The sequence below is a fragment of the Amycolatopsis sp. MtRt-6 genome (assembly GCF_017308975.1).
Classification (GTDB): Bacteria; Actinomycetota; Actinomycetes; order Mycobacteriales; family Pseudonocardiaceae; genus Amycolatopsis.
Map to the genome: position 1 here is coordinate 542,968 of NZ_JADWPD010000001.1, position 21,312 is coordinate 564,279.

Below are 21,312 nucleotides of genomic sequence, written 5' to 3' on the forward strand. Positions count from 1 at the left end.
CCCAGCTGTCCACATCACCCTTCCGGCATCCACAGGCCCGTTCCCTAACGCCGGTCTCTGACATACCCTCGGTATGCCCCTCAGTGTGGAGGTCCTCTTGAACGCACCGAACGCCACCGGCCGGATCGAGATCGATGCGGCTCCCGAAACCGTGTACGCACTGGTCAGTGACCCCGGCGCGCTCGCAGACGTCGCCGAAGAGTACGCCGGGCATCGGTGGGTTGGCGGTGCTTCGCAGCCCGCCGTCGGCGCGAAGTTCCGCGGCCGCAACCAGCGTGGCTTCCGGCGGTGGAGCACCCTGTCCACCATCACCGACGCCGAGCCCGGGTGCCGGTTCGGCTTCGAAGTCACCTCCTTCGCCGGGCTGCCCGTTTCCCGCTGGCAGTACGATTTCGAGCCCGTCGGCGATGGCTGCGTCGTCGTCGAAAGCATGTGGGAGCGGCGGCCGGCGTGGTTCAAGGTCGCGACGTCGACCGTCACCGGCGTTTGGGATCGCGAAGTGGCCAACACCGCCAACATCGCCGCCACCCTGGCCCGGTTGAAGCGGGCTGCCGAAGCTAGTCGATGAAGCGGGACCAGAACGGTATGTATCTGGGGCCGTCCGGTGGGGCCGTGCTGATTCCGCCCGTCGCGAACTCGCGGCGCAGGTAATCGCGCAGGTCACTGCCGTACACGATGATGTCCGTCTGGTACACCGACAGCACCGGGTAGCCCACCGTGCCCGGCAGGCCGGGCAGGTAGCGGTGCCCGCACACCGGCACCAGCTGCGGCACGTCGGCCAGGCGCCGCCGGGCCTCGCGCACCGCGTCCTCCGGGCCGACCGGGCGTGTGCCCCAGTCCGGCAGCCAGAAGCCGTTGTGCTCGACGTCGTACAGCACGCCGTCGACCGGCCATGCCAAACGTTTGCGCAGCTGCTCGGCGTTGCCGCAGCGCCAGTCGGGCCAGCGGTCGCCGATCGGGACGCCGGCGGACAGGAACGTCCGGTGGTCCGCGGCGAAGCGGAAGCCGAACCGGCGCTCGACGTCGTCGAGCTCGGTTTCGCTCAGCCCGGGACGCACGGGTTCCCGGAGGTTCTCCTGCAGGTGCCGCGCCTCCTCCGGAGTGAGGGCGCCGGCCGGTTGGACGGGGGTCATGACCCGAGCCTAAGCGGCGGCTCACCCGCACGCCCGTCCTTTTTCGACCACCCACAAGGGGTGAGTTTGTTCTCTCATCCGGCGGACCGCGGAACAGAGCGTGAGCGCGTGTAGTTCACTCATGCCGTGACTTCTCCACGACCGCAGAGCCGCGTGCGTGCCCCCGAGCTGCGCGGCGACGTCTGGCTGAACACCGGCGGCCGCCCGCTCACCCTCGCCGAGCTGCGCGGACGCATCGTCCTGCTGGACTTCTGGACCAGCGGCTGCATCAACTGCCTGCACGTGCTCGACGAGCTGCGTCCGCTCGAAGCCGAGTTCGCCGACGTGCTCGTCACCATCGGCGTCCACTCGCCGAAGTTCCTGCACGAGGGCGAGCGCGCCTCGATCGAAGCCGCGGTCCGCCGCTACGACGTGCACCACCCCGTGGTCAACGACCCGAAGATGGAGCTGTGGTCGCAGTACGCGGTCCGCGCGTGGCCGACGCTGGCCGTCGTCGACCCCGAGGGGTACGTCGTGCACGTCGCCGCGGGCGAAGGGCACGAAGAGGCGCTTCGCCGCGTCATCGCCGACCTCGTGACGAAGCACGAAGCCAAGGGGACGCTGCGCCGTGGCGGCAGCCCGTACGTGCCGGTCGAGGAGCAGCCCGCCGAGCTGCGGTTCCCGAGCAAGGCCGTCGCCACCGCCGAAGGGCGCGTCCTGGTCGCCGACACCGGGCACCACGCGATCGTCGAGTTCGCTTCGGACGGCGAGACCGTCATCCGCCGCTTCGGCAGCGGGGCCCGCGGCGGCCAGGACGGGCCGTTCGACATCGCGACCTTCGCCGAGCCGTCGGGTATCGCGCTCCTGCCGTACGACATCGCCGAGCGCGTCGGCTACCACGCCGTCGTCGCCGACACGGCCGGGCACCGGCTGCGCGGCCTGGACCTGATCACCGGCGAGGTGACGACGGTCGCCGGCACCGGCGCGCAGTGGCGCAGCGGCCCGGACTCCGGCAAGGGCACCGACGTCGACCTCACCAGCCCGTGGGACGTCGCCTGGTGGGGGCCGGCCGGCGGGATCGTCGTCGCCATGGCGGGCAACCACACGCTGAGCGTGTTCGACCCGGTCGGCGGCACGATCCGCCGCTTCGCCGGGACGACCGTCGAAGGCCTTCGCGACGGCGACGTCGGCGAAGCGTTCTTCGCGCAGACGTCCGGCCTGGCCGTCGACGGCGACAAGCTGTGGCTCGTCGACGCGGAGACGTCGGCGCTGCGCTGGATCGAGCCCGACGGCGAGTCGTTCACCGTGCACACCGCGATCGGCGTCGACCTGTTTTCCTTCGGCCACACCGACGGCCCGGCCGACAAGGCGCTGCTCCAGCACCCGCTGGGCCTCGCCGTCCTGCCCGGCGACAAGATCGCGATCGCCGACACCTACAACGGCGCGGTCCGCAGCTACGACGTCTTCACCCGCGAGGTGACCACGATCGCCACCGGGCTCGCCGAGCCGCAGGGGCTGCTGCTGCACGACGGCGAGCTGCTGGTCGTCGAGTCGGCGGGCAACCGGATCGCCCCGGCCGACTCGTCGTCCGGGCCGACGGTCGTCACCGGCGACGCGCACGCCGTGCGCCGCCCGCCGACGGTGCTCGCGCCGGGCGAGATCGACTTTTCGGTGGTGTTCACGGCACCGCCCGGCGAGAAGCTCGACGACCGCTTCGGCCCGTCGACACGGCTCGAGATCAGCGCGTCACCGCCGTCGCTGCTGGCCGACGGCGGCGGGACCGGCACGGACCTGAGCCGCAAGATCCGCCTCGCCCCGGGCGTCACCGAGGGCGTGCTGCAGATCGTCGCGCAGGCCGCGAGCTGCGACGACGGCGGCGAGCACCCGGCGTGCCGGATCACCCGGCAGGACTGGGGCGTCCCGGTGCGGATCGAGGACAGTGGAACGAGCGAATTGAGCCTGGTCATGGCCGGTGAGCCGCGGACCGGCGGGTAACATGCAGGCCGTGTCTGACGGGCCGAAACTCGAAATCCAGATGCTGCACGACCGGGTACTCGTGCGGCTGTCGCCGGAAGAGGGCGAGCGCCGCAGCAGCGGCGGCATCGTGATCCCCGCAACGGCGCAGGTCGCGCGGCGCCTCGCGTGGGGTGATGTACTGGGCGTAGGCAACAGTGTGCGAAACGTCAAGACCGGGGACCGCGTGCTCTTCAACCCGGAGGACCAGCTCGAGGTCGAGATCCAGGGCGAGGGGCACCTGGTGATGCGCGAACGCGACATCCACGCGGTGGCGACCGAGCGGACCGAGCACGGGACGGGGCTTTACCTGTAGGTCGGGGCCCGCGAAAGGCAGGCGCGTGGCAGACGAAGAGGGACGCGAGGCCGCGAAACCAGGCGAGCTCGCGCAAGAGGGGGCAATCGAGCCGACCGCCGCGGCTGCCGAGGTGCCGGCCGAGTGGGACGGCCCGGAGCAGCCCGAGGCGCCGGCCGCTGCCGCCGAAGCGCCGGCGCCCTCTGAACCAGGGCCTGCCGAGCCGGTGAGTGCTGAACCGGCGCCGGTCGAGCCAGCGCCCGCCGAGCCGGGGCCGACCGAGCCAGTGAGTGCTGAACCGGCGCCAGTCGAATCAGCGCCCGCTGAACCAGGGCCTGCCGAGCCGATGAATGCTGGGTCGGCGCCCGCCGAGTCAGCGCCTGTCGTGCCGGAGTTGCCGGTGGTGGCCGAGCCGCTCGCGGAGCCTGTCGACGTTGTGGCGCTCGGGTGGCCCACCGCCGTCGAGGCGTCGGCCGCTGCTGCCGAAGCGCCGGCCCTGGTCGGGGTGGCTGCCGAGCCTGCGACCGAAGTCGTGCCCGCGTGGCCGCCCCTTTCTTCGCCCGCTTCCGACGACGCCGCCACCGATCTCTTCGCCGATGATCTGCTCGGCGAACTCCTCGAAACCCCCGCGCCGCCGCCTGCTGCCGAGACTCCCGCTCGGAAGCTGCGCAAAGGTGTTGCGCGGGCCATGATGGCCGTCGGGCTTGCTCTTGGCCTCTTCGTCATCCTCTATGCCGTCGATCTCGTTGTCAGCGCCGGTGATGTGCCGCGGGGGGTGACCGTTGCCGGCGTCGATGTCGGGGGGCTCAGTCATGCCGAGGCGGAAGCGAAGCTGCGGAAAGAACTCGAACCGCGGCTGATCCGGCCCGTTGCCGTGCACGGCGGCGATGTTCAGGCCGAACTCGTTCCCTCGCAGTCCGGGCTCGGGCTCGACTGGCCGAACACCCTCGGGCTCGCCGGGCACCAGCCGCTCAGTCCGATCACGCGGATCATGTCCTTCTTCAGCAGCCGGGAGGTCGGGGTGGCTACGCGCACCGACCAGAACCGGCTCGGCGAGGCCGTGCGCGAGCTCGCCGAGGGCAAGCTGAACCACCCCGCCACGGAAGGCTCGGTCGGGTTCACGCCCCTGCCGGGCAGCGACGGCGGTGTCACCGCCTTCCCGATCCTGCCGCGGCAGGGCCAGCAGCTGCTCGACGTGGCCGGCGCCGTCCGCACCCTCACCGACCACTGGCTCGACCCCGGCGGGGTCAAGCTGGCCATGGCGATCACGCCCGTGCGGGCGACCGCCGCCGGGGTGCAGGCCGCCTACCGGCAGATCGTCGTGCCCGCCGTGGCGAAGCCGGTCGTCGTGCGCGGTGAAGGCAAGGACGTTCCGCTGAAGCCCGCCGCGATCGCGGCGTCCTTCCAGTTCGCCGTCGTCGAGGGCGGGGCCGTCGAGGTCCGCGTCGACCAGGGCAAGCTGCAGGCCGCCCTCAAGGACGAGCTCGCGAGCACCGAGACCGACGGCAAGGACGCGCAGATCGTCTTCACCGGCGACCAGCCGACGGTCGAGCCGTCCGAAGACGCCCGCAAGGTGGACTGGGAGAAGACCTTCCTCCCCCTGATCGACGTGCTCAAGAAGACCGACGGGCGGGAGCTCCCCGTCGTCTACAGCTCGTCGACACCCAGCGTGACCACCGACGCCGCCAGCGCGCTCGGCATCAAGGAGGTCATCGGCGAGTTCACCACCGGTGGCCTCACCGGCCCGGCCGCGACGAACAACCAGACGCTCGCCGCCCGCGTGTCCGGCACGATCGTCAAGCCCGGCGAGACGTTCAGCCTCGGCGCCCGCTCCGGCCCGCGCACCGCGGACAACGGCTACGTGCCCGCCCCGGTCGACGAGGACGGCACCGGTCCGGTCGTGGTCGGTGGCGGCGTCTCCCAGCTGGCGTCCACTCTGTACAACGCCGCTTACCTCGCCGGCCTGGCCGACGCCGGTCACCTGGAGCACGACCACTACCTCGACCGCTACCCCGCCGGCCGCGACGCCAAGGCCGTCAACGCCGACGGCAGTCCCGTCGAGCTCAAGCTGACCAACGACGCGGCGACCGGCATCGCCATCCAGGCCACGGTCTCCGGCGATTCCGTGACGGTCCGGATCTGGGGCACCCGGCACTTCCGCGTCGAGGGCCAGACCGGCGCGCAGACCCCCGGCGACCCGCCGCCCATCCAGTTCGGCTCCGGTGGGGCGGGCGCGTGCCAGCCGTCGATCGGCTCGTCCGGCTTCAGCGTCACCGACACGCGCGTGCTCTACGACCTCGCGAGCGGCACCGAGCTCCGGCGGACCTCGCACACGGCGACCTACGGTCCGCGTCCGACCGTTCTTTGTTGAGTTGTCAGCGAAGGACCATGCACCCCGCCTCCTCGAAGTCGCGCAGCCACGCCGGCTCCCGGAGCTGCTTGTTCCACCGCAGATCCAGCTTGTCCAGTTTGGACAGTCCGGCGAGCGACGCCGGCAATGTCGTCAACGAGTTCTCCCGCAGGTCCAGCTGACGCAGCTCGCTCAGCAACCCGATCGACGACGGCAGCGAAGTGAGCCGGTTGCCGCGCAAGTGCAGCTCTCGCAACGCACTCAGCGCGCCGATCGACTCGGGTAGCGCGGTCAGCTCGTTGCGGTACAGCCGCAGTTCACGCAGCAAGGCGAACCCCGAAAGGTCCGAAGGCAGCGAAGCGAGCCCGTTGTCCGTGCACCCCAGGTACCGCAGCTTTCCCAGCCGGCACCAGGCAGCCGGGAACTCGGTCAGCCGGTTGTCGCTGACGTACAGGTACTCGGTGAGCCCGGCCAGCTCGCCCAGCTCGCCCGGCAGCGACTCGAACCGGTTGTGCGCCAGGTCGAGCGTGTGCAGCGACGTCAGCGCCGAGATCCCCGGCGGCAGCGAAGAAATCCGGTTCGCCGCCAGGTTCAGCACGCGCAGCCCGGTCAGCGACCACAGCGACCCGGGAACCTCCGAGATCGAGTTCTTGTACAGGTCGAGCTGCGTGACGTTGGGTGGCAGCGAAGGCACCGACGTCAGCCCCTGGCCGCTCAGGTCCAGTGCCGTCATGACGACCGCCTGGTCAAGGGCAGCAACGCCCACGTCGACGCGTCGTCCGGAGTGGACACCTGGATCCGCAGCCCCGGTGCCTCGGAGACCGCCAGCTCGGTCAGCCGGAGGCGCATCCGGCCCGCTCGCGGGTGCTGGAACTCCCGCAACCGCGGCCGCGGTTCCGCCACCTCGTGCCGCGCCCACAACCCGGCGAATTCGGGGCTCAGCGCGGACAGCCGCCGGATGTCCTCCTCCCACGAAGGATCGCCGATGTGCCTGCCGTATTCGGCGCGCATCCGCGCGACCATGTGCGGCACCTCCTCGTCGTAGTTCAGCAGCATCCGCCGCGCGTTCGGCTCGGTCACGCAGCACCAGAGCAGGTTCTTGTGCAGGCAGGGCAGGCTGTGCCATTCCCAGAACAGCTCCGCCTGCGCCGCGTTCGACTCCAGGATGTCGAACCGGCCGTTGATCACGGTGGCGGGCAGCGGATCGAGCGCGCGCAGCACCTCGCGCACGGCGTCCGGCACCACCTCGACCGGCGACGGCAGCCGCGACGGCGTCAGCTCCGCCAGCCGGTACAGGTGCTCCCGCTCCGGGTGGTCCATCCGCAGCGTGCGCGCCACGGCGTCGAGCACCTGCGCGCTCGCGTTGATCGGCCGCCCCTGCTCCAGCCACGTGTACCAGGTGACGCCGACGCCGGCGAGCAGCGCGACCTCCTCCCGCCGCAACCCGCTCGTGCGACGGCGAACGCCGGGCGGCAGCCCGACCTCCTCCGGGCCGATCCGCGCGCGGCACGCCTTGAGGAACTGGCCGAGTTCCTCCCGGCGGCTGGTGTGGACCTGCGTTGACGTCATGCCGGACATGGTGCCCGAGGGGTACGACAATTTCCGGCCGTGTTGTCCGGGGCTGCGCCCCGAGCCGGGGGCTCCGCCACCCGGACCCCCGCAGAGTGGCAGGTGCTCGCAGTACCAGCATCGACAGGCTCTCTCCGCGCGGAACCCAAGAACCTCAAGGTCAGGACCATGACTCTGACCACCGATGCCCCGGCCACCCCGGACCGGGCTGCGCGGCCGGACAGGCGGCCGTGGTTCATGCTGGCCGTCCTGTTGCTCGGCCAGTTCATGGCGCTGCTCGACGTCACCGTCGTGAACGTCGCCATGACCGACATCCGCACCGACCTGCACGCGTCCGGCGCCGCGCTGCAGCTCGTGGTTTCCGGCTACACCGTTGGCTACGCGATGCTGCTGATCACCGGCGCCCGCCTCGGCGAGCTGTTCGGGCGGCGACGGCTGTTCGTCACCGGCGTCCTCGCCTTCACCGGCTGCTCGCTGCTGTGCGGGTTCGCGCCGGACCCCACGACGCTGATCGTCGCGCGGATCGCCCAGGGTGCCGGCTCGGCGCTGATGATGCCGCAGGTCATCAGCGTCATCCAGGCGCAGTTCAGCGGCCCCGCGCGGGCCAGGGCGCTCAGCGCGTACACCGCGGTCATCTCGGTCGCGTTCGTGTCCGGCCAGGTCTTCGGCGGCGTGCTCGTCGGCGCGGACCTCTTCGGTGCCGGCTGGCGGCCGATCTTCCTGGTCAACGTGCCGATCGGCGTGCTCGTGGCCGTGCTCGCCCTGCGTCTGGTGCCCGGCAGCGTGGCGCGAGCGGGCCGCCGCCTCGACCTCGCCGGTCTCGCGATCGCCGTGCCCGCGGTGGTGCTCGTCGTGCTGCCGCTGGTCCTCGGTCACGAAACCGGCTGGCCGGTGTGGACGTTCGTTTCACTCGCGGCGGGCGTGCTGCTGGCGGTGCTGTTCGTGGTCGTGGAACGCCGGGTCGGCGACCCGCTGGTCGACCTCCGCGTCCTCGGGATCCGCGGTGTCGCACCGGGACTGGCCGCGCTGGCCACCGGCGTGGCCGCCTACGGCGGGTTCCTGTTCTGTGTGGCGCTGCACCTGCAGGCGGGCCTCGGGGAGACGGCACTGGCGGCCGGGCTCACCATGGCGCCCGGCGGCATCGTCTTCGGCGTGTGCGGGTTCTTCTGGCACAAGCTGCCCGGACGCGTCCACGCGGCACTGACGCCGTGCGGCTACGCGGGGTCCGCGATCGCCTACGCGTTGCTCGGGTTCAGCCTGAAGGACGGCGGAAACGGCGGCGCGCTCTTCTTCGCCGCGCTCGTGCTCTTCGGCCTCTCCATGGGCCTCGCGTTCGGGTCCCTGATGGCGCACGCCCTGACGCACGTCCCGCTCGAACGCGCGGCGGACGCCAGCGGCCTGCTCACGACGACGATGCAGCTCGGCCAGGTCGTCGGCGTGGCGACGTTCGGGAGCCTGTTCCTGACGCTCGCCGGCACCTCCTCCGCCGGCGCGATCGCCACGACGCTGACCTGGGCCGCGGTCCTGCTGCTGGTGGGCACCGGGTTCGCCGTCGTGCTCGCGAGGGCCTCGCGGTAGGCACGGAAAAGCCCGGCCGGTTCACCCGAAGGTGGACCGGCCGGGCCGGGGAATCCGTGAGAGTTACCGGGTTACACCACGGCGGCCGTAGGCGCCCGCGGCGATGCTGACTCCGATCGCGGCCAGGACGACCTGGGTGAGGACTTCCAGCCAGTCGATGCCCGCCGTGTCCGCGTAGCCGAGACCACGCGCGATGGCCGTACCGATGAAGGCGGCGATGATACCGATCACGATGGTCAGCCAGATCGGGATGCCCTGCTTGCCGGGAGCGACCAGCCGGCCCAGAACGCCGATGATCAGCCCGACGATGATGGCGCTGATGATGCCGGCGACAGTCATCACTTTCTCCTCTCCATGATCGCGGGTCCGGCCACTCGGTCCCGCGAACTCGCAGACGGAATTCCCCCGCGATCCGGGCCCGAAACGCCGAAGGACCCCTTCCCGGTCAGGAAAGGGGCCCTTCGGCGGAACGCGTTGATCAGAACGCGGCTTCGTCGACCTCCATGAGGGCGTTGTCGGCGGCCTCCACGATGGCGCGGCGGGCGGTCAGCTCCGGCAGCACCTGCTTCGCGAAGAACGAGGCCACGGCGACCTTGCCCTCGTAGAACGGGACGTCCTTGGCGGACGCGCCCGCGTCGAGCTTGCCGATGGCGACCTCGGCGTGCTTGAGCAGCTGCCAGCCGATGAGCAGGTCGCCGACCGACATCAGCAGCCGGACCGTGTGCTGGCCGACCTTGTTGATGCTCTGCGGGTCCTCCTGGGACGCGGTCAGGTAGCCGATCAGCGAGCCGAGCATGCCCTGGGTGTCCTCGAGGGCCTGCTTGAGCAGCGCGCGCTCGTTCTTGAGCCGGCCGTTGCCCGCCTCGGACTCGATGAACTTGGTGATCTCCCCGGCGACGTAGGCCAGCGAAGCGCCCTTGTCGCGGACGATCTTCCGGAAGAAGAAGTCCAGCGACTGGATCGCCGTGGTGCCCTCGTACAGCGAGTCGATCTTGGCGTCGCGGATGTACTGCTCGATCGGGTAGTCCTGCAGGAAGCCGGAGCCGCCCAGGGTCTGCAGCGACTGCACGAGCTGCTCGGTGGCGCGCTCGGAGCCGACGCCCTTGACGATCGGCAGCAGCAGGTCGTTGACGCCGTGCGCGAGCTTCTGGTCGCCCTCGCCGGTCCACAGCTGGTCCTGGAAGGACGCCGTGTAGAGGTACACCGCGCGGAGGCCCTCGGCGTACGCCTTCTGGAGCATCAGCGAGCGGCGGACGTCCGGGTGGTGCGTGATGGTGACGCGCGGCGCGGTCTTGTTCAGCATGTTCGGCAGGTCGGCGCCCTGGACGCGCTCCTTGGCGTACTCGAGCGCGTTGAGGTAGCCGGTCGACAGCGTCGCGATGGCCTTCGTGCCGACCATCATCCGGGCGTACTCGATGACCTGGAACATCTGCGCGATGCCGTCGTGCACCTCGCCGAGCAGCCAGCCCTTGGCCGGGGTGCCGTGCTGGCCGAAGGTCAGCTCGCACGTCGTCGAGGCCTTGATGCCCATCTTGTGCTCGACACCGGTGACGAAGGCGCCGTTGCGCTCACCCAGCTCACCGGTCTTGGTGTCGAAGTGGAACTTCGGCACGAGGAACAGCGACAGGCCCTTGGTGCCCGGCTTGGTCTCGATACCGGGGCCCTCGGGGCGAGCGAGCACCAGGTGCATGATGTTTTCGCTCATGTCGTGCTCACCCGACGTGATGAACCGCTTCACGCCGTCGATGTGCCAGGAGCCGTCCTCCTGCTGGGTGGCCTTCGTGCGGCCCGCGCCGACGTCGGAGCCGGCGTCCGGCTCGGTCAGCACCATGGTGGCGCCCCACTGCCGGTCGATCATGATCTGGGCCCAGTGCTTCTGCTCTTCGGTGCCGTTCTTGTCCACGATCATGGCGAAGTTCGGGCCCGCCATGTACATGAACAGCGGGGCGTTCGCGCCGAGGATGAGCTCGGACGCCGCCCACTGCACGGTCGGGGGCAGGCCGAAGCCGCCGAGGTCGTTGGTCAGCCCGAGGCGCCACCACTCGCCGTCGAGGAGCTGCTTGTAGCTCTTCTTGAAGGACTCCGGGATCTTGACGCTGAACGTCTTCGGGTCGTAGACGGGCGGGTTGCGGTCGGCGTCGGCGAAGGACTCGGCGAGCGGACCGGTGGCGAGCTTGTTCAGCTCGGACAGCACACCCCGGGCGGTCTCTTCGTCGGACTCGGCGAGCACACCCTTGCCCAGGCGCTCCTGCACGCCGAGTACCTCGAAGAGGTTGAACTCCAGGTCTCGGACGTTGCTCTTGTAGTGGCCCATGTCGTCACTCCAATGTGTTCGGCTCCCCGGCCGGGCACATGTTCGCCTTACTCGCCGGTAACTTCAGGATATTACCTGTGGGTAACCAGGGCAAGCAGATCCGCACTTCCGAGTATCGGAAATCCACACGATTGTGGCCCTCTTCCTGGGCAACCAGCGTCAGCGGTGGCCCGGGATCGCCGTTGTGTCGGCCGTCACCGGAACGTATCCGTCTTCGGGCCGGGCGATGAGGATCCCGCCGCGGAAGGCGATGGTCACCGCGTGTGTCCGGTCGCGGGCGGAAAGCTTGCGCAGGATGCTCTTCACGTGCGTCCGGACGGTCTCGACGGACAGGAACAGCAGCTTCGCGATCGCGGAGTTTTCGAGCCCTTCGGCGACCAGCTGGAGCACCTGGTACTCGCGCCTGGACAGCGGCATCGCGCCGCGCGGCGACGGTGGGCTCTCGTGGGTGAGGTCGCCCTTCGGCGCGCTCGCCCGCTTCGGCCGCGCGGTGAGGGCGGCCAGCGCCGGGTCGATGTACCGGCGTTCGCTGTGCGCCCGCCGGATCGCTTCGGCGAGCCGTCGTGAATCGATCGACCGCGGGACGATGGCATGTGCGCCGGCGGCGATCGCGGCCGCGAGGTACTGCTGCGTGCGATTCGCGTCACGGATGAGGGTGACCAGGATGAGCGCCGGGTCGCCGGCGTTCAGGAGCTTGGTCAGGTGGCAGTTCGGGTCGAGGGCCGAGTCGAGCACGACGACGTCCGGCTTGACCTGCTCGCACAGCTGCAGGGCCGCGTGGTGGCTGGCGGCCTGCCCCGCCCAGTGCAGCCCCTGGCTGCGGTGGACGAGGGCGGCGAGGCCGTCGCGGAAGATCGGCACGGGGTCGACGACCGCCACGCCGAGGCTGCGCCCCCCGGGTCCGGCCGGCCCGGCGGGCCTGCGGGTGGGCTCGATGCCGTGCATCGCGGGCCTCCGTCTCTGCGCCGTCGCTCCCGGGTGCCGGACGTCTCCGGCACCGCCCGGTCCCCCTGCTTGGACCGGCCGGGAGCAACTCCTCCTGTTGGTACGAGTCGCGATTGCGCAGCTCATGACGCCAAATCCCCCTCATGGCCCAATCCGCCGGTCACAGCAAACTTTCCGTAGAAGTCGATCTTCGAGCGGTGGCTCGGCTGGTTGCGAAGGGGCCGGATGGGCTAGCCGGCGCTACTGAGGGTGGCCCGCAGTCCGTTCAACGATTTCGACAGTCGGCGGATGCGGCTCGAAGCAGGGCGAATTCCGCCGCCAGCCCGGCCGGCGTCCAGTGCGCGTTGAGCCCGCTCGGGTTCGGCAGCACCCACACCCGGGTGTCGCCGATCCGGTGGTCCTGCCGTCCGACGCGCGCCTTCGGGAAGCCGAACGCGGTGCGGTAGGCGGTGATCCCGACGACGGCCAGCCACCGCGGCCGGTGTTCGAGCACCTTCGCGGCGAGGATCTTGCCGCCCTCGCGCAGCTCGTCGCCGGTGAGCTCGTCGGCGCGGGCTGTCGTCCGGGCGACGACGTTCGTGATGCCGAGCTTGAGGTCGAGGAGTTCGTCCTGCTCGCTGGGGTCGAACAGGCGCGGCGTGAAGCCGCCCTTGTGCAGTGCGGGCCAGAACCGGTTGCCGGGGCGGGCGAAGTGCCGGCCGAGCGCGCCGGAGTAGAGGCCGGGGTTGATGCCGCAGAAGAGGACGTCGAGGCCGGGGGCGATGACGTCGGGGATGGTCGTGTTGTGGGCGGCGGCCAGCTGGTCCTTCGTGGGTCGGGTGCTCACCCGTCCAGTTTCCGGCACGCTCGACGCGTGGAGGTCACCGCGGACGGCTCGCCCGTCGATGTCTACCTGCTCCTGCCGCCGAACGCCTCGATCCTCGAGCTCGGCAGCGGCGCCGGCCGCGTCACGCACCCCTTGCTCGACCTGGGGCATGAGGTCGTCGCCGTGGATGATTCGGCGTCGATGCTCGCGCACGTCCGTGCCGAGACCGTCTGCGCCCGCATCGGGAACCTGGACCTCGGCCGCACCTTCGACGCCGTGCTGCTCGGCAGTCCCCCGACCGGAGCTGTCCACAGGTCCCCGCCGATGTGGACAGCTCCGGCTCCAGTTCGGCGATTCGGCGGTTTTGTCGGTGGCCGCCGATACGCTGGAAGCGGGGCCGGCCCCCAGGGAGGGCGGGGGGTGCTCGGGTGGGGTCGGCTGAGCCGGCGGCCCGCAGGCGGGCAGGCGACCGAGAGCCGCCGCCGAACCGATCGCGGCCTTCGCCGGCTACAGACTTCACCTGCCGCCGCCTGGACCTCGGTGAGCTGCTGACCTCGGCCGATCTCGCCTTCGACGGCTGGCTTTCCGCTGACCGGAACTGGTTTGCTGACCGCCGTCGTCGCGTGGGGTAGCGAATTCGGTACAGACCTGCGTAACCTGTGTGATCTCCCGCACAGCGCCGTACCGAGGAGGATTTCGTGCAGCTTCCGATCGTCCTCGGGCTGGTCGCGCTGGTCCTGGCCGTTGCCGCGCTCGTCGTGGTCCTGGAAGACCGGCGGGCCGCCAAGCGAGCCGCCCTGCAACGGAAAGCCCGGCTAGCGCGTCTCGGCGAGGTGGACCCGCTCGCGCCGGGCCGGCTGCACGTCGACCGGTGAACGCAGGAGAGCCAGCAGCAGCGCCCCGAACACCCAGCCGACCACGGCGCCGAAGGTGTTGTTCATGAGGTCGTCGACGTCGAAGATGCGGTAGACGTACGGCGCCGTGCCGAAGTTCGCCGTGAGCTGCGTGACCTCGATGAGCAGTGACGCCGTGAAGCCGATCAGCGCGGTGCCGGTCAGGCCGCGGCGCCAGAGGATCCGCGCGAACACCCCGAGCGGCACGAACAGCAGCACGTTGAGGCACGCCTGCTGGAACGTCTGCGTCATGAACCAGGTGCCGCCGTGCTTGAGCAGCTCCGTGTGGATGTCGGCGATCCACTGGAACGGGTGCAGCTGCACGGTCTGGGCGAGCCGGCGGGTGCCGGGGCCCGGCAGCGGCAGGAAGACGACCGCGAGCGTCATGCAGCCGTAGAGCAGCACCGCCGCCGTCGAGGCAATCCCGCGCAGCCGCAGGCCGCCGTGCCGGGCGAGCTGGGTGATCAGCTGCGGCACCAGCACCACGGACCACAGCGCGAGGAAGGCGATGAAGCCGTACTGCAGGGCGGTGACCTGTGCGTTCGTCATGCCACCGACGTTATGGATCTTGCCCGGGGTACCGCTTCGGTCGATGAGCTCGCCTTCATCGGCCACTCGGCCGACCCGCGCACGGCCGATCGGCGACCCGTGGGTGATCGAAGTCATGCCGTCGTAACCGGATGCGGCTTGCGCCGATACGGGAATGAGCACGACGCTCGGCACGTCGAAGTCTTAGCGGGTAACGAAAGGAACGCTCATGGCACCGGTCCGGGTGGGCATCGTCGGGCTCAGCGCGAACGGCGGCTGGGCCGCGACCGCGCACGTGCCCGCGCTGGCCGCGGTGGACGGCTACGAACTCCGCGCGCTCGCCGGGAGCAGCGCGGAGACGGCACGGGTGGCCGGGGAGAAGTACGGCGTGCCGCTGACCTTCGGCGACGCCGGCGAGCTCGCCCGGCACCCGGAGGTCGACCTCGTGGTGGTCGCCGTGAAGGTGCCGCAGCACCGGGCGCTGATCGAGCCCGCGCTGGCCGCGGGCAAGCAGGTGCTCAGCGAATGGCCGCTGGGCGTGAGCCTTGCCGAAACCGAGGCGCTCGCCGAAGCCGCCCGGGACCGGACGACCGCGGTCGGCCTGCAGGGGCGGTCGGCGCCGGCGTTGCGCTACCTGCGCGACCTCATCAAGGACGGCTACGTCGGCCGCGTGCTGTCGACGTCGCTGATCGCTTCGGGCGCCAACTGGGGGCCGAGCGTGCGGGCCGGCCGCGACTACCAGCTGCACCCCGCGGGCGGGGCCACGATGCTGACCATCCCGTTCGCGCACACCGTCGACGCGCTGGCGATGGTCCTCGGCGGTTTCGCCGAGCTCTCGGCGACGATGGCGACCGTCCGGCCGCGGGTGCGCGACGAGGTCACCGGCGAGTCCGTCGAGATGACCGCGCCGGACCAGATCGCCGTCACCGGCGTGCTGGCCGGGGGCGCGGTCGCGTCGCTGCACGTGCGCGGCGGGACGTCGCCGGCCACGGACTTCCACTGGGAGATCAACGGCACCGAGGGCACGCTGGTCGTCGAGGCCGCGGACCCGCTGTTCTGGATCGCGAAGCTGACGCTCCGCGGCAGCCGCACCGGCACGCTGGAGAAGCTGACCGTGCCCGCGCGGTACGAGCTGCCGCAGCTGGCCGGCCGCAGCGCCGAGCCGTCGTACAACGTCGCGCACGCCTACGCCCGGCACCTCAAGGGCGACCTGCCGGACTTCGCGCACGCCGTGGGAGTGCACCGGGTGCTCGACGCCGTCCAGCGGTCGGCGGACGGCGGCACCCGGATCGAACTGGACGCAAAGTAACTGTTACCGGCGGTCGCAGATTCCGTTACCCTCGGGTCATGGACGACGTTGTCTACGACCGCGCGGGCCGCGGCGAGCCGCTGGTGCTGATCCACGGCATCGGCCACCGCCGTCAGGCGTGGGCGCCGGTGTTTCCGCTGCTCACCGCCCATCGTGACGTCATCGCCGTCGACCTGCCCGGCTTCGGCGAGTCGCCAGAGCCGGCCGGCGGATACGGCATCGAGCCCGCGCTGGTGATGTTCAAGGAGCTCTTCACCGACCTCGGGCTCGACCGGCCGCACGTCGCCGGCAACTCGCTCGGCGGCCTGCTGTCGCTGGCGCTGGGCCAGGCCGGCCTGGTCCGCAGCGTCACGGCGTTGTCGCCGGCCGGGCTGTGGAACCGGACCCAGAAGATCTACGCGATCGCCACGCTCAAGGCCCACCGCGCGCTCGCGCAGCGCACGCCGCCGCACGTCGTGCGCCGCATCGCCGCGAGCTCGTCCGGACGCCGGGCCCTGACCGGGCTGATCGTCGGACGGCCGGAGCTGCTCACGCCGGAAGCCGTCGTCGAGGACGCCCGCGCGCTCGCCACCGCGCCCGGGTTCGAGCCCACCGCCGCCCAGTCCCGGGGCGGGTTCCGCTTCACCGGGCCGGTCACCGGCGTGCCGGTGACCATCGCCTGGGCCGAGCACGACCGGATCCTCGCCCGGCCACGCGTCGCCGACCTGCGGAAAGTCGCACCGGACGGGACCTTCCGGCTGCTGCCGGGCTGCGGGCACGTGCCGATGAACGACGACCCGGACCTGGTGGCGCGGGTGCTGCTCGACGGAAGCTGTTAGGTGACATTCCCTTCACGTCCGTCGTTTGACCCTGGTAGGTGACTGCTTCGCCAGGCAGAATCCTCCGCCGTGCGCCCGTTCGGGGACCTTGGGCGCGAATCGGAGGAAGAAACACTCATGAGGCTTTCGACCCGGCTCGCGGTGTTCGCCGCGGCCGCGCTGGCGACGACGGCGGTGACCACCGCACCCGCGTCCGCGGGCCAGCGCCCGGACCCCACGACCGACGTCCGGATCATCACGTTCAACGACTTCCACGGGAACCTCGAGCCGCCGTCCGGTTCGAGCGGCCGCGTGCGGCAGTCCGACGGGACCACTGTGGACGCCGGGGGTGCCGCGTACCTGGCGACGCACGTGAAGGCGCTCCGCTCGCAGGCGCGCAACTCGCTCGTCTTGTCCGCCGGGGACAACGTCGGCGCGTCGCCGGTGATCTCCGCGCTGTTCCACGACGAGCCGACCATCGACTTCCTCAACCAACTCGGCGTGAGCGCGTCCGTCGTCGGGAACCACGAGTTCGACGAGGGGTACCGGGAACTGCAGCGCATGCAGTCCGGCGGCTGCCACCCGACCGACGGCTGCCAGTTCGGCAAGACGTTCGAGGGTGCGGACTTCCCGTTCCTCGGGTCCAATGTGTACTTCACCAACGGCCTGCCCGCGCTGTTGCCGTTCACCGTGAAGTTCTCCGGCGGCGTGCCGGTCGGCGTCATCGGCGCCACGCTGAAGGACCTGCCGACCGTCGTCACGCCGGAAGCCATCAAGGGCCTGAAGTTCGGCGACGAGGTCGAGGCGATCAACCGCACCGCGAACCTGCTCGACTTCTTCGGCGTCAAGTCCCAGGTCGTGCTGCTGCACCAGGGCGACAACACCGAGGCCGCCGGTCCGAACGACTGCAAGACCCTGCCCGGCCCGGCGACCGCGATCGCCAAGGCGGTGTCCCCGAAGGTCGACGCGATCTTCACCGGCCACAGCCACCAGCAGTACAACTGCGTCATCACCGACCCGGCCGGCCAGCCGCGCACGGTCATCCAGGGCGCGTCGTTCGGCCGACTGCTGTCCGTGGTGGACCTGAAGATCAACCTGAAGACGCGCGACGTCGTGCGGACGCAGACCAAGGCGTTCAACGAGATCGTCACCCGCACGGTCACCCCGGACCCGGCCGTGGCCGCGTTGATCGCCGACGCCAAGACGAAGGCCGCGCCGATCGCGAACCGGCAGGTCGGCACCATCACCGCCGACCTGCCGGCGGCGGGCAACGCGGCCGGCGAGTCGCCGCTCGGCGACGTCATCGCCGACGCGCAGCTCGCGGGCACGCAGTCGAACAACGCGGTCGTCGCGATCACCAACCCGGGCGGCATCCGCGCCGACCTGACGTACAAGTCGTCCGCGAACGGCGAAGGCGACGGCGTCGTGACCTACGGCGAGGCGTTCACCGTCCAGCCGTTCGCGAACATCATGCAGACGATCACGCTGACCGGCGCGAACCTGAAGAACGTGCTGGAGCAGCAGTGGCAGGGCACGGTGACGCGCATCCTGCAGATTTCCAGCTCGCTGCGCTACAGCTACTCGGCGTCCGCGCCGCAGGGTTCGCGGGTCTCGGGCATCACGATCAACGGCACGCCGGTCGACCCGGCGGCGTCGTACCGCGTGTCGGTGAACAACTTCCTCGCCGCCGGCGGGGACGGCTTCACCGAGTTCACCAAGGGCACCGACATCGCCGGCGGCCCGGTGGACCTCGACGCGCTGATCGCCTACCTGGGCGCGCACCCGAACCTGGCCCCGCCCGCGGCGGACCGGATCACCCGCCTGCCGTAGGCCCGGCGGTAAGGCCGCGCCGCCGGAACCCGGCGGGGCCGGCGGACGTAAGGTAGCCCGTGGGGCGCGGCCTTACTTCAGTTCGCCCTTGAGCAGGCTCATCAGGATCATGTCGTGGCGGCGGCCGCCTTCGCCGACGAAGGCCTCGCGGTGCCGGCCGTCTTCGGAGAAGCCGACCTTCCGGTAGACGTGCCGGGCGCGCTCGTTTTCGGCGACCACCCAGAGCGTGATCATGTGCAGGCGCATGGTGTCGAAGCCGTAGCGGCACATCACGCGCATGGCGTCGGTGCCGTAACCGCCGTTGCGGTGTTCGGCGTCGCCGATGTAGATGTCCAGCTCGGCGTTGCCGATCTCGGGTATGGCGTCGCGCAGGTCGACGACGCCGATCAGCTTGCCGTCGGCCTTCGTCTCGATGCCGAGCACGACCAGTTCGTACTTGTTGACCGGGCGTTCCTCGCAGCGCTTGCGGATCTGGGCGCGCGAGCGCGGGTGGTCGTTGACCATCCAGCGGCCGACCTCGGGGTCGTGTACCCAGTCATAGATCAGGTCCGCTTCCTCCGGTTCGATGGCACGCAGCCGGACGAGTTCCCCCTCGAGCATTCGCTACTCCCGTTTCAACAGCAGAAAGTCGTTGACATCCAGCAAGCCGAGGACCTGCCGGATCGGGACCGGCATGGCCCGCCGTGCATCATCGTGCACGAGCTCGGCGCCGCGCACCTGGATATTTTTCCGCCGGGTCACCAGGGTGCAGCCGCCGGCGGCCAGCACGTTCCGCACCCAGTCGGCGCCGGGCCCGTAGGTCAGGGCGACGACGAAGCCGTCCTTCGTGCGGAACACGTTGACCGGCGTGCGGAACTCGCGGCCGGACTTCCGTCCCTTGTGGACGACCATGGCGAAGCCGGGCGCCCAGCCGGCGACGTGCCGGAGCACTTGGTTGGTCGCGACGCGGTTGAAGCGGGCGACCCGTTTGGAGAGCACCATGCGCTCATGATGGGCCCGCGGGGACAAGAAATCAACACTCGATGAATTAATCGATCGGGTGACCCCGGCTCCCCGGCCGCACCGCGCCGATGGTGGGATAAGGCGCATGTCGACCGAATGGCCGCTGCGCCAGGACCCGGAAGGGCCGGTCATCATCGCGCTGGCCCTGGTGAACGACCCCGACGCGCTGGGCTTCGTCGTCTTGGACGACGAGGACGACTGGTTCATCAGCGACGGCACCGAGCTGTCCGACGACGTGCAGGTCAACCGCGAGAGCTTCGGCAAGATGTCGCTGCGCGAAGCCGTCGAGCTGCTGCCGCAGCTGGGCGCGCTGGCGGACCTCCCGACCGGGATGGCCGCCGACTGGGACCCGGAGCGCCGCACGTGGCTGCTCTCGTCGGTGACCGGCTCCGACGACGAGGACGAGGACGTCCGGCTGCTGGCCCAGCGCCGCGCGGCCTGGGAGTACGAGGGCTCGCCGGACGACGAAGCCCAGATCAGCACCGGTCTCACCGAGATCCCGACCGGCCCGCAGCAGCCGGTGCGCGCGGTTCGCCAGGTCGTCCGCGAGCAGGACGGCACCTGGCTGTTCGTCGGCTTCGAGGTCCCGGAGGCGGAGGACTTCGAGGTCGAGGGCCTGGAGCTGGAGCATGTGGCGAACCTGTACCCGGACGTGCGTTCGGTGTTGAAGGCCGCGCCCGGCCAGGTGTACGACCGCGCGACGCCGGACTCCGACTGGGAGCTCGTCGAGGGTTAAACCTCGATCGGCAGGTGGAAGAGCCCGCGCGTGATCGGGCTCGGCCACCAGGTGAGTTCCTCCTCGGGGACCGTGAGCCGGGCTTTCGGCAGGCGGTGGAGCAGGGTTTCGAAAGCGACGTCGGCCTGCAGCCGGGCCAGGGCCGCGCCGATGCACAGGTGCGGCCCGGCGCCGAACGCGATGTGCCGCCGTTCGGTTCCGCGGTGTCCCGGCCGGAAGGCGCCGGCGTCGTCGAACGCCGCGGGATCCCGGTTGGCGGCCAGCACCGAGACGAGGACGGGGTCGCCGGGCCGCATGACCCGGCCGCCGATCTCGACGTCCTCGGTGGGGAATCGCCAGGTCGCGTTCTGCAGCGGCGCGTGCAGCCGGAGCGTCTCCTCGATGACGGCGGCGCGGTGCCGCGGGTCCTGACGTGCCTTCGCTGCTTCGTCCGGGTGCGTCAGCAGGGCGAGCGCGCCGGTCGCGATGAGCCCGACGGTCGTCTCGTGGCCGCCGATCAGGATGAGGAACGCCGTCGACGTCACCTCGTCCGCGGAGAGCGTGCCGGTGGCTTCCTGGGCGACGAGGTCGCTGATCAGGTCGGCGCCCCGCGTCGCGCGCTTGGCGTCGACGACCTCGGTGACCAGCCGTTCCAGCACGTCGGTGGCTTCGCGGACCTTGGCGCCGTCGGTGTCGTCGGCCGAGTCGATGACGAGCGACCATTCGTGCACGTCCTCGCGGTAGGACTCGGGCACACCGAGCAGGTCGCAGATGATCGCGATCGGCAGCGGGTAGGCGAGGTCGGTGACGAGATCGCCGTGGCCGCGTGCTTCGACGGCGTCGACGAGTTCGTCGGTCACCTGCTGGGCGCGCTCGCGCAGGTCCTGCATCCGGCGCGGGCCGAACGCGCCGGCGCAGGCGCGTCGCAGCCGGGTGTGCTCGGGCGGATCGGCGTTGATCATGTGCGACGCGAGCGACGGCCGGTGGTCGAGCGGCAGGCCCATGCCCGAGCGCTGCCACTCTTCGTTGCCGGCGGCGGGGCTCTTGACCAGGGCGGGGTGGTTGAGCGCTGTCACGGCGTCGGCGTACCGCGTGATCAGCCAGGCCCAGGTGCCGGTGGGAAAGGTGAGCCGGTGCGGCGGTCGTTCGCGCAGCCAGGCGTAGGCGGGTGAAGGGTCGCGGTCGAAGTCCGGACCGAACAGCGCGGGCTCTCCCATGCGTTCACCCTGCCCGCCGGACTTTCTCCGCGACAAGTGT

At 70.7% G+C, this 21,312-nt stretch carries 22 protein-coding genes; 11 read left to right on the top strand and 11 right to left on the bottom strand.

The window, feature by feature from the left end:
- Positions 1-97 precede the first annotated feature (97 nt).
- Positions 98-568, top strand: coding sequence for an SRPBCC family protein (locus I4Q55_RS02715; RefSeq protein ID WP_242545121.1), 471 nt, complete (start codon positions 98-100; stop codon positions 566-568).
- Here the strand turns inward: I4Q55_RS02715 and I4Q55_RS02720 are convergent.
- Positions 558-1,133 carry a hypothetical protein gene (locus tag I4Q55_RS02720; RefSeq protein WP_206784376.1) on the bottom strand — a complete coding sequence of 192 codons (576 nt, stop codon included), beginning with the start codon at positions 1,131-1,133 and terminating at the stop codon, positions 558-560. The two genes, I4Q55_RS02715 and I4Q55_RS02720, sit on opposite strands and share 11 nt — an antisense overlap.
- Before the next feature lie 153 nt (positions 1,134-1,286).
- Between I4Q55_RS02720 and I4Q55_RS02725 the strand changes: the two genes are divergently transcribed.
- The 3 genes from I4Q55_RS02725 (at position 1,287) to I4Q55_RS02735 (ending at position 5,791) form a co-directional block, all read left to right on the top strand.
- The gene (locus I4Q55_RS02725) at positions 1,287-3,107 is read left to right on the top strand and encodes an NHL domain-containing thioredoxin family protein (protein WP_206784552.1); all 1,821 of its coding nucleotides are present in this window, start codon (positions 1,287-1,289) and stop codon (positions 3,105-3,107) included.
- A gap of 1 nt (position 3,108) precedes the next feature.
- Positions 3,109-3,441 (top strand): co-chaperone GroES, encoded by a 333-nt coding sequence (locus I4Q55_RS02730; RefSeq protein ID WP_013230909.1) that lies wholly within the window; start codon positions 3,109-3,111, stop codon positions 3,439-3,441.
- A gap of 325 nt (positions 3,442-3,766) precedes the next feature.
- The gene (locus I4Q55_RS02735) at positions 3,767-5,791 is read left to right on the top strand and encodes a VanW family protein (protein WP_206784377.1); all 2,025 of its coding nucleotides are present in this window, start codon (positions 3,767-3,769) and stop codon (positions 5,789-5,791) included.
- A 4-nt stretch (positions 5,792-5,795) separates the two neighbouring features.
- Here I4Q55_RS02735 and I4Q55_RS02740 read toward each other — a convergent pair whose 3' ends face one another.
- The gene (locus tag I4Q55_RS02740; RefSeq protein ID WP_206784378.1) at positions 5,796-6,503 is read right to left on the bottom strand and encodes a leucine-rich repeat domain-containing protein; all 708 of its coding nucleotides are present in this window, start codon (positions 6,501-6,503) and stop codon (positions 5,796-5,798) included.
- Positions 6,500-7,339 carry a helix-turn-helix transcriptional regulator gene (locus tag I4Q55_RS02745; protein WP_206784379.1) on the bottom strand — a complete coding sequence of 280 codons (840 nt, stop codon included), beginning with the start codon at positions 7,337-7,339 and terminating at the stop codon, positions 6,500-6,502. Before I4Q55_RS02745 ends, I4Q55_RS02740 begins: the two co-directional genes overlap by 4 nt.
- A gap of 168 nt (positions 7,340-7,507) precedes the next feature.
- Here I4Q55_RS02745 and I4Q55_RS02750 point away from each other — a divergent pair, with 168 nt between their 5' ends.
- Positions 7,508-8,917, top strand: a complete 1,410-nt coding sequence (locus tag I4Q55_RS02750) for an MFS transporter (RefSeq protein WP_206784380.1) — start codon at positions 7,508-7,510, stop codon at positions 8,915-8,917.
- 63 nt (positions 8,918-8,980) lie between these two features.
- Here the strand turns inward: I4Q55_RS02750 and I4Q55_RS02755 are convergent, their stop codons facing one another.
- The 4 genes from I4Q55_RS02755 to mug form a co-directional block, all read right to left on the bottom strand.
- Complete coding sequence (locus I4Q55_RS02755) at positions 8,981-9,256, bottom strand: GlsB/YeaQ/YmgE family stress response membrane protein (RefSeq protein ID WP_206784381.1); 276 nt, start codon at positions 9,254-9,256, stop codon at positions 8,981-8,983.
- 139 nt (positions 9,257-9,395) lie between these two features.
- Positions 9,396-11,231, bottom strand: coding sequence for an acyl-CoA dehydrogenase (locus I4Q55_RS02760; protein ID WP_206784382.1), 1,836 nt, complete (start codon positions 11,229-11,231; stop codon positions 9,396-9,398).
- Positions 11,232-11,390: 159 nt separating this feature from the next.
- Positions 11,391-12,176: a response regulator transcription factor gene (locus I4Q55_RS02765; RefSeq protein WP_206784383.1), complete on the bottom strand. Its 786-nt coding sequence runs from the start codon at positions 12,174-12,176 to the stop codon at positions 11,391-11,393.
- A 265-nt stretch (positions 12,177-12,441) separates the two neighbouring features.
- Positions 12,442-13,002, bottom strand: coding sequence for a G/U mismatch-specific DNA glycosylase (gene mug, locus I4Q55_RS02770; RefSeq protein ID WP_206784384.1), 561 nt, complete (start codon positions 13,000-13,002; stop codon positions 12,442-12,444).
- Between the two features lie 27 nt (positions 13,003-13,029).
- Here mug and I4Q55_RS02775 point away from each other — a divergent pair, with 27 nt between their 5' ends.
- The gene (locus tag I4Q55_RS02775; RefSeq protein WP_206784385.1) at positions 13,030-13,533 is read left to right on the top strand and encodes a bifunctional 2-polyprenyl-6-hydroxyphenol methylase/3-demethylubiquinol 3-O-methyltransferase UbiG; all 504 of its coding nucleotides are present in this window, start codon (positions 13,030-13,032) and stop codon (positions 13,531-13,533) included.
- Positions 13,534-13,679: 146 nt separating this feature from the next.
- Positions 13,680-13,856: a hypothetical protein gene (locus I4Q55_RS02780; protein WP_003058066.1), complete on the top strand. Its 177-nt coding sequence runs from the start codon at positions 13,680-13,682 to the stop codon at positions 13,854-13,856.
- Here the strand turns inward: I4Q55_RS02780 and I4Q55_RS02785 are convergent.
- Complete coding sequence (locus I4Q55_RS02785) at positions 13,797-14,423, bottom strand: VanZ family protein (protein ID WP_206784386.1); 627 nt, start codon at positions 14,421-14,423, stop codon at positions 13,797-13,799. The genes I4Q55_RS02780 and I4Q55_RS02785 overlap by 60 nt on opposite strands.
- A 208-nt stretch (positions 14,424-14,631) precedes the next feature.
- Between I4Q55_RS02785 and I4Q55_RS02790 the strand changes: the two genes are divergently transcribed.
- From I4Q55_RS02790 to I4Q55_RS02800, 3 genes are all read left to right on the top strand, one after another.
- The gene (locus I4Q55_RS02790; RefSeq protein WP_206784387.1) at positions 14,632-15,711 is read left to right on the top strand and encodes a Gfo/Idh/MocA family protein; all 1,080 of its coding nucleotides are present in this window, start codon (positions 14,632-14,634) and stop codon (positions 15,709-15,711) included.
- Between the two features lie 38 nt (positions 15,712-15,749).
- Positions 15,750-16,529: an alpha/beta fold hydrolase gene (locus I4Q55_RS02795; RefSeq protein ID WP_206784388.1), complete on the top strand. Its 780-nt coding sequence runs from the start codon at positions 15,750-15,752 to the stop codon at positions 16,527-16,529.
- Positions 16,530-16,646: 117 nt separating this feature from the next.
- Complete coding sequence (locus tag I4Q55_RS02800) at positions 16,647-18,338, top strand: bifunctional UDP-sugar hydrolase/5'-nucleotidase (protein WP_206784389.1); 1,692 nt, start codon at positions 16,647-16,649, stop codon at positions 18,336-18,338.
- A 72-nt stretch (positions 18,339-18,410) separates the two neighbouring features.
- Here the strand turns inward: I4Q55_RS02800 and I4Q55_RS02805 are convergent, their stop codons facing one another.
- Together I4Q55_RS02805 and I4Q55_RS02810 are read right to left on the bottom strand one after the other, a co-directional pair.
- Positions 18,411-18,938 (bottom strand): GNAT family N-acetyltransferase, encoded by a 528-nt coding sequence (locus I4Q55_RS02805; RefSeq protein WP_206784390.1) that lies wholly within the window; start codon positions 18,936-18,938, stop codon positions 18,411-18,413.
- A gap of 3 nt (positions 18,939-18,941) precedes the next feature.
- Positions 18,942-19,319 carry a nitroreductase family deazaflavin-dependent oxidoreductase gene (locus I4Q55_RS02810; protein ID WP_206784391.1) on the bottom strand — a complete coding sequence of 126 codons (378 nt, stop codon included), beginning with the start codon at positions 19,317-19,319 and terminating at the stop codon, positions 18,942-18,944.
- A gap of 106 nt (positions 19,320-19,425) precedes the next feature.
- Here I4Q55_RS02810 and I4Q55_RS02815 point away from each other — a divergent pair, with 106 nt between their 5' ends.
- Entirely contained in the window at positions 19,426-20,076 is a 651-nt protein-coding gene (locus I4Q55_RS02815) for a hypothetical protein (RefSeq protein ID WP_206784392.1), read from the top strand.
- Here the strand turns inward: I4Q55_RS02815 and I4Q55_RS02820 are convergent.
- Positions 20,073-21,272 (bottom strand): cytochrome P450, encoded by a 1,200-nt coding sequence (locus I4Q55_RS02820; protein ID WP_242545122.1) that lies wholly within the window; start codon positions 21,270-21,272, stop codon positions 20,073-20,075. The two genes, I4Q55_RS02815 and I4Q55_RS02820, sit on opposite strands and share 4 nt — an antisense overlap.
- Positions 21,273-21,312: the final 40 nt, after the last annotated feature.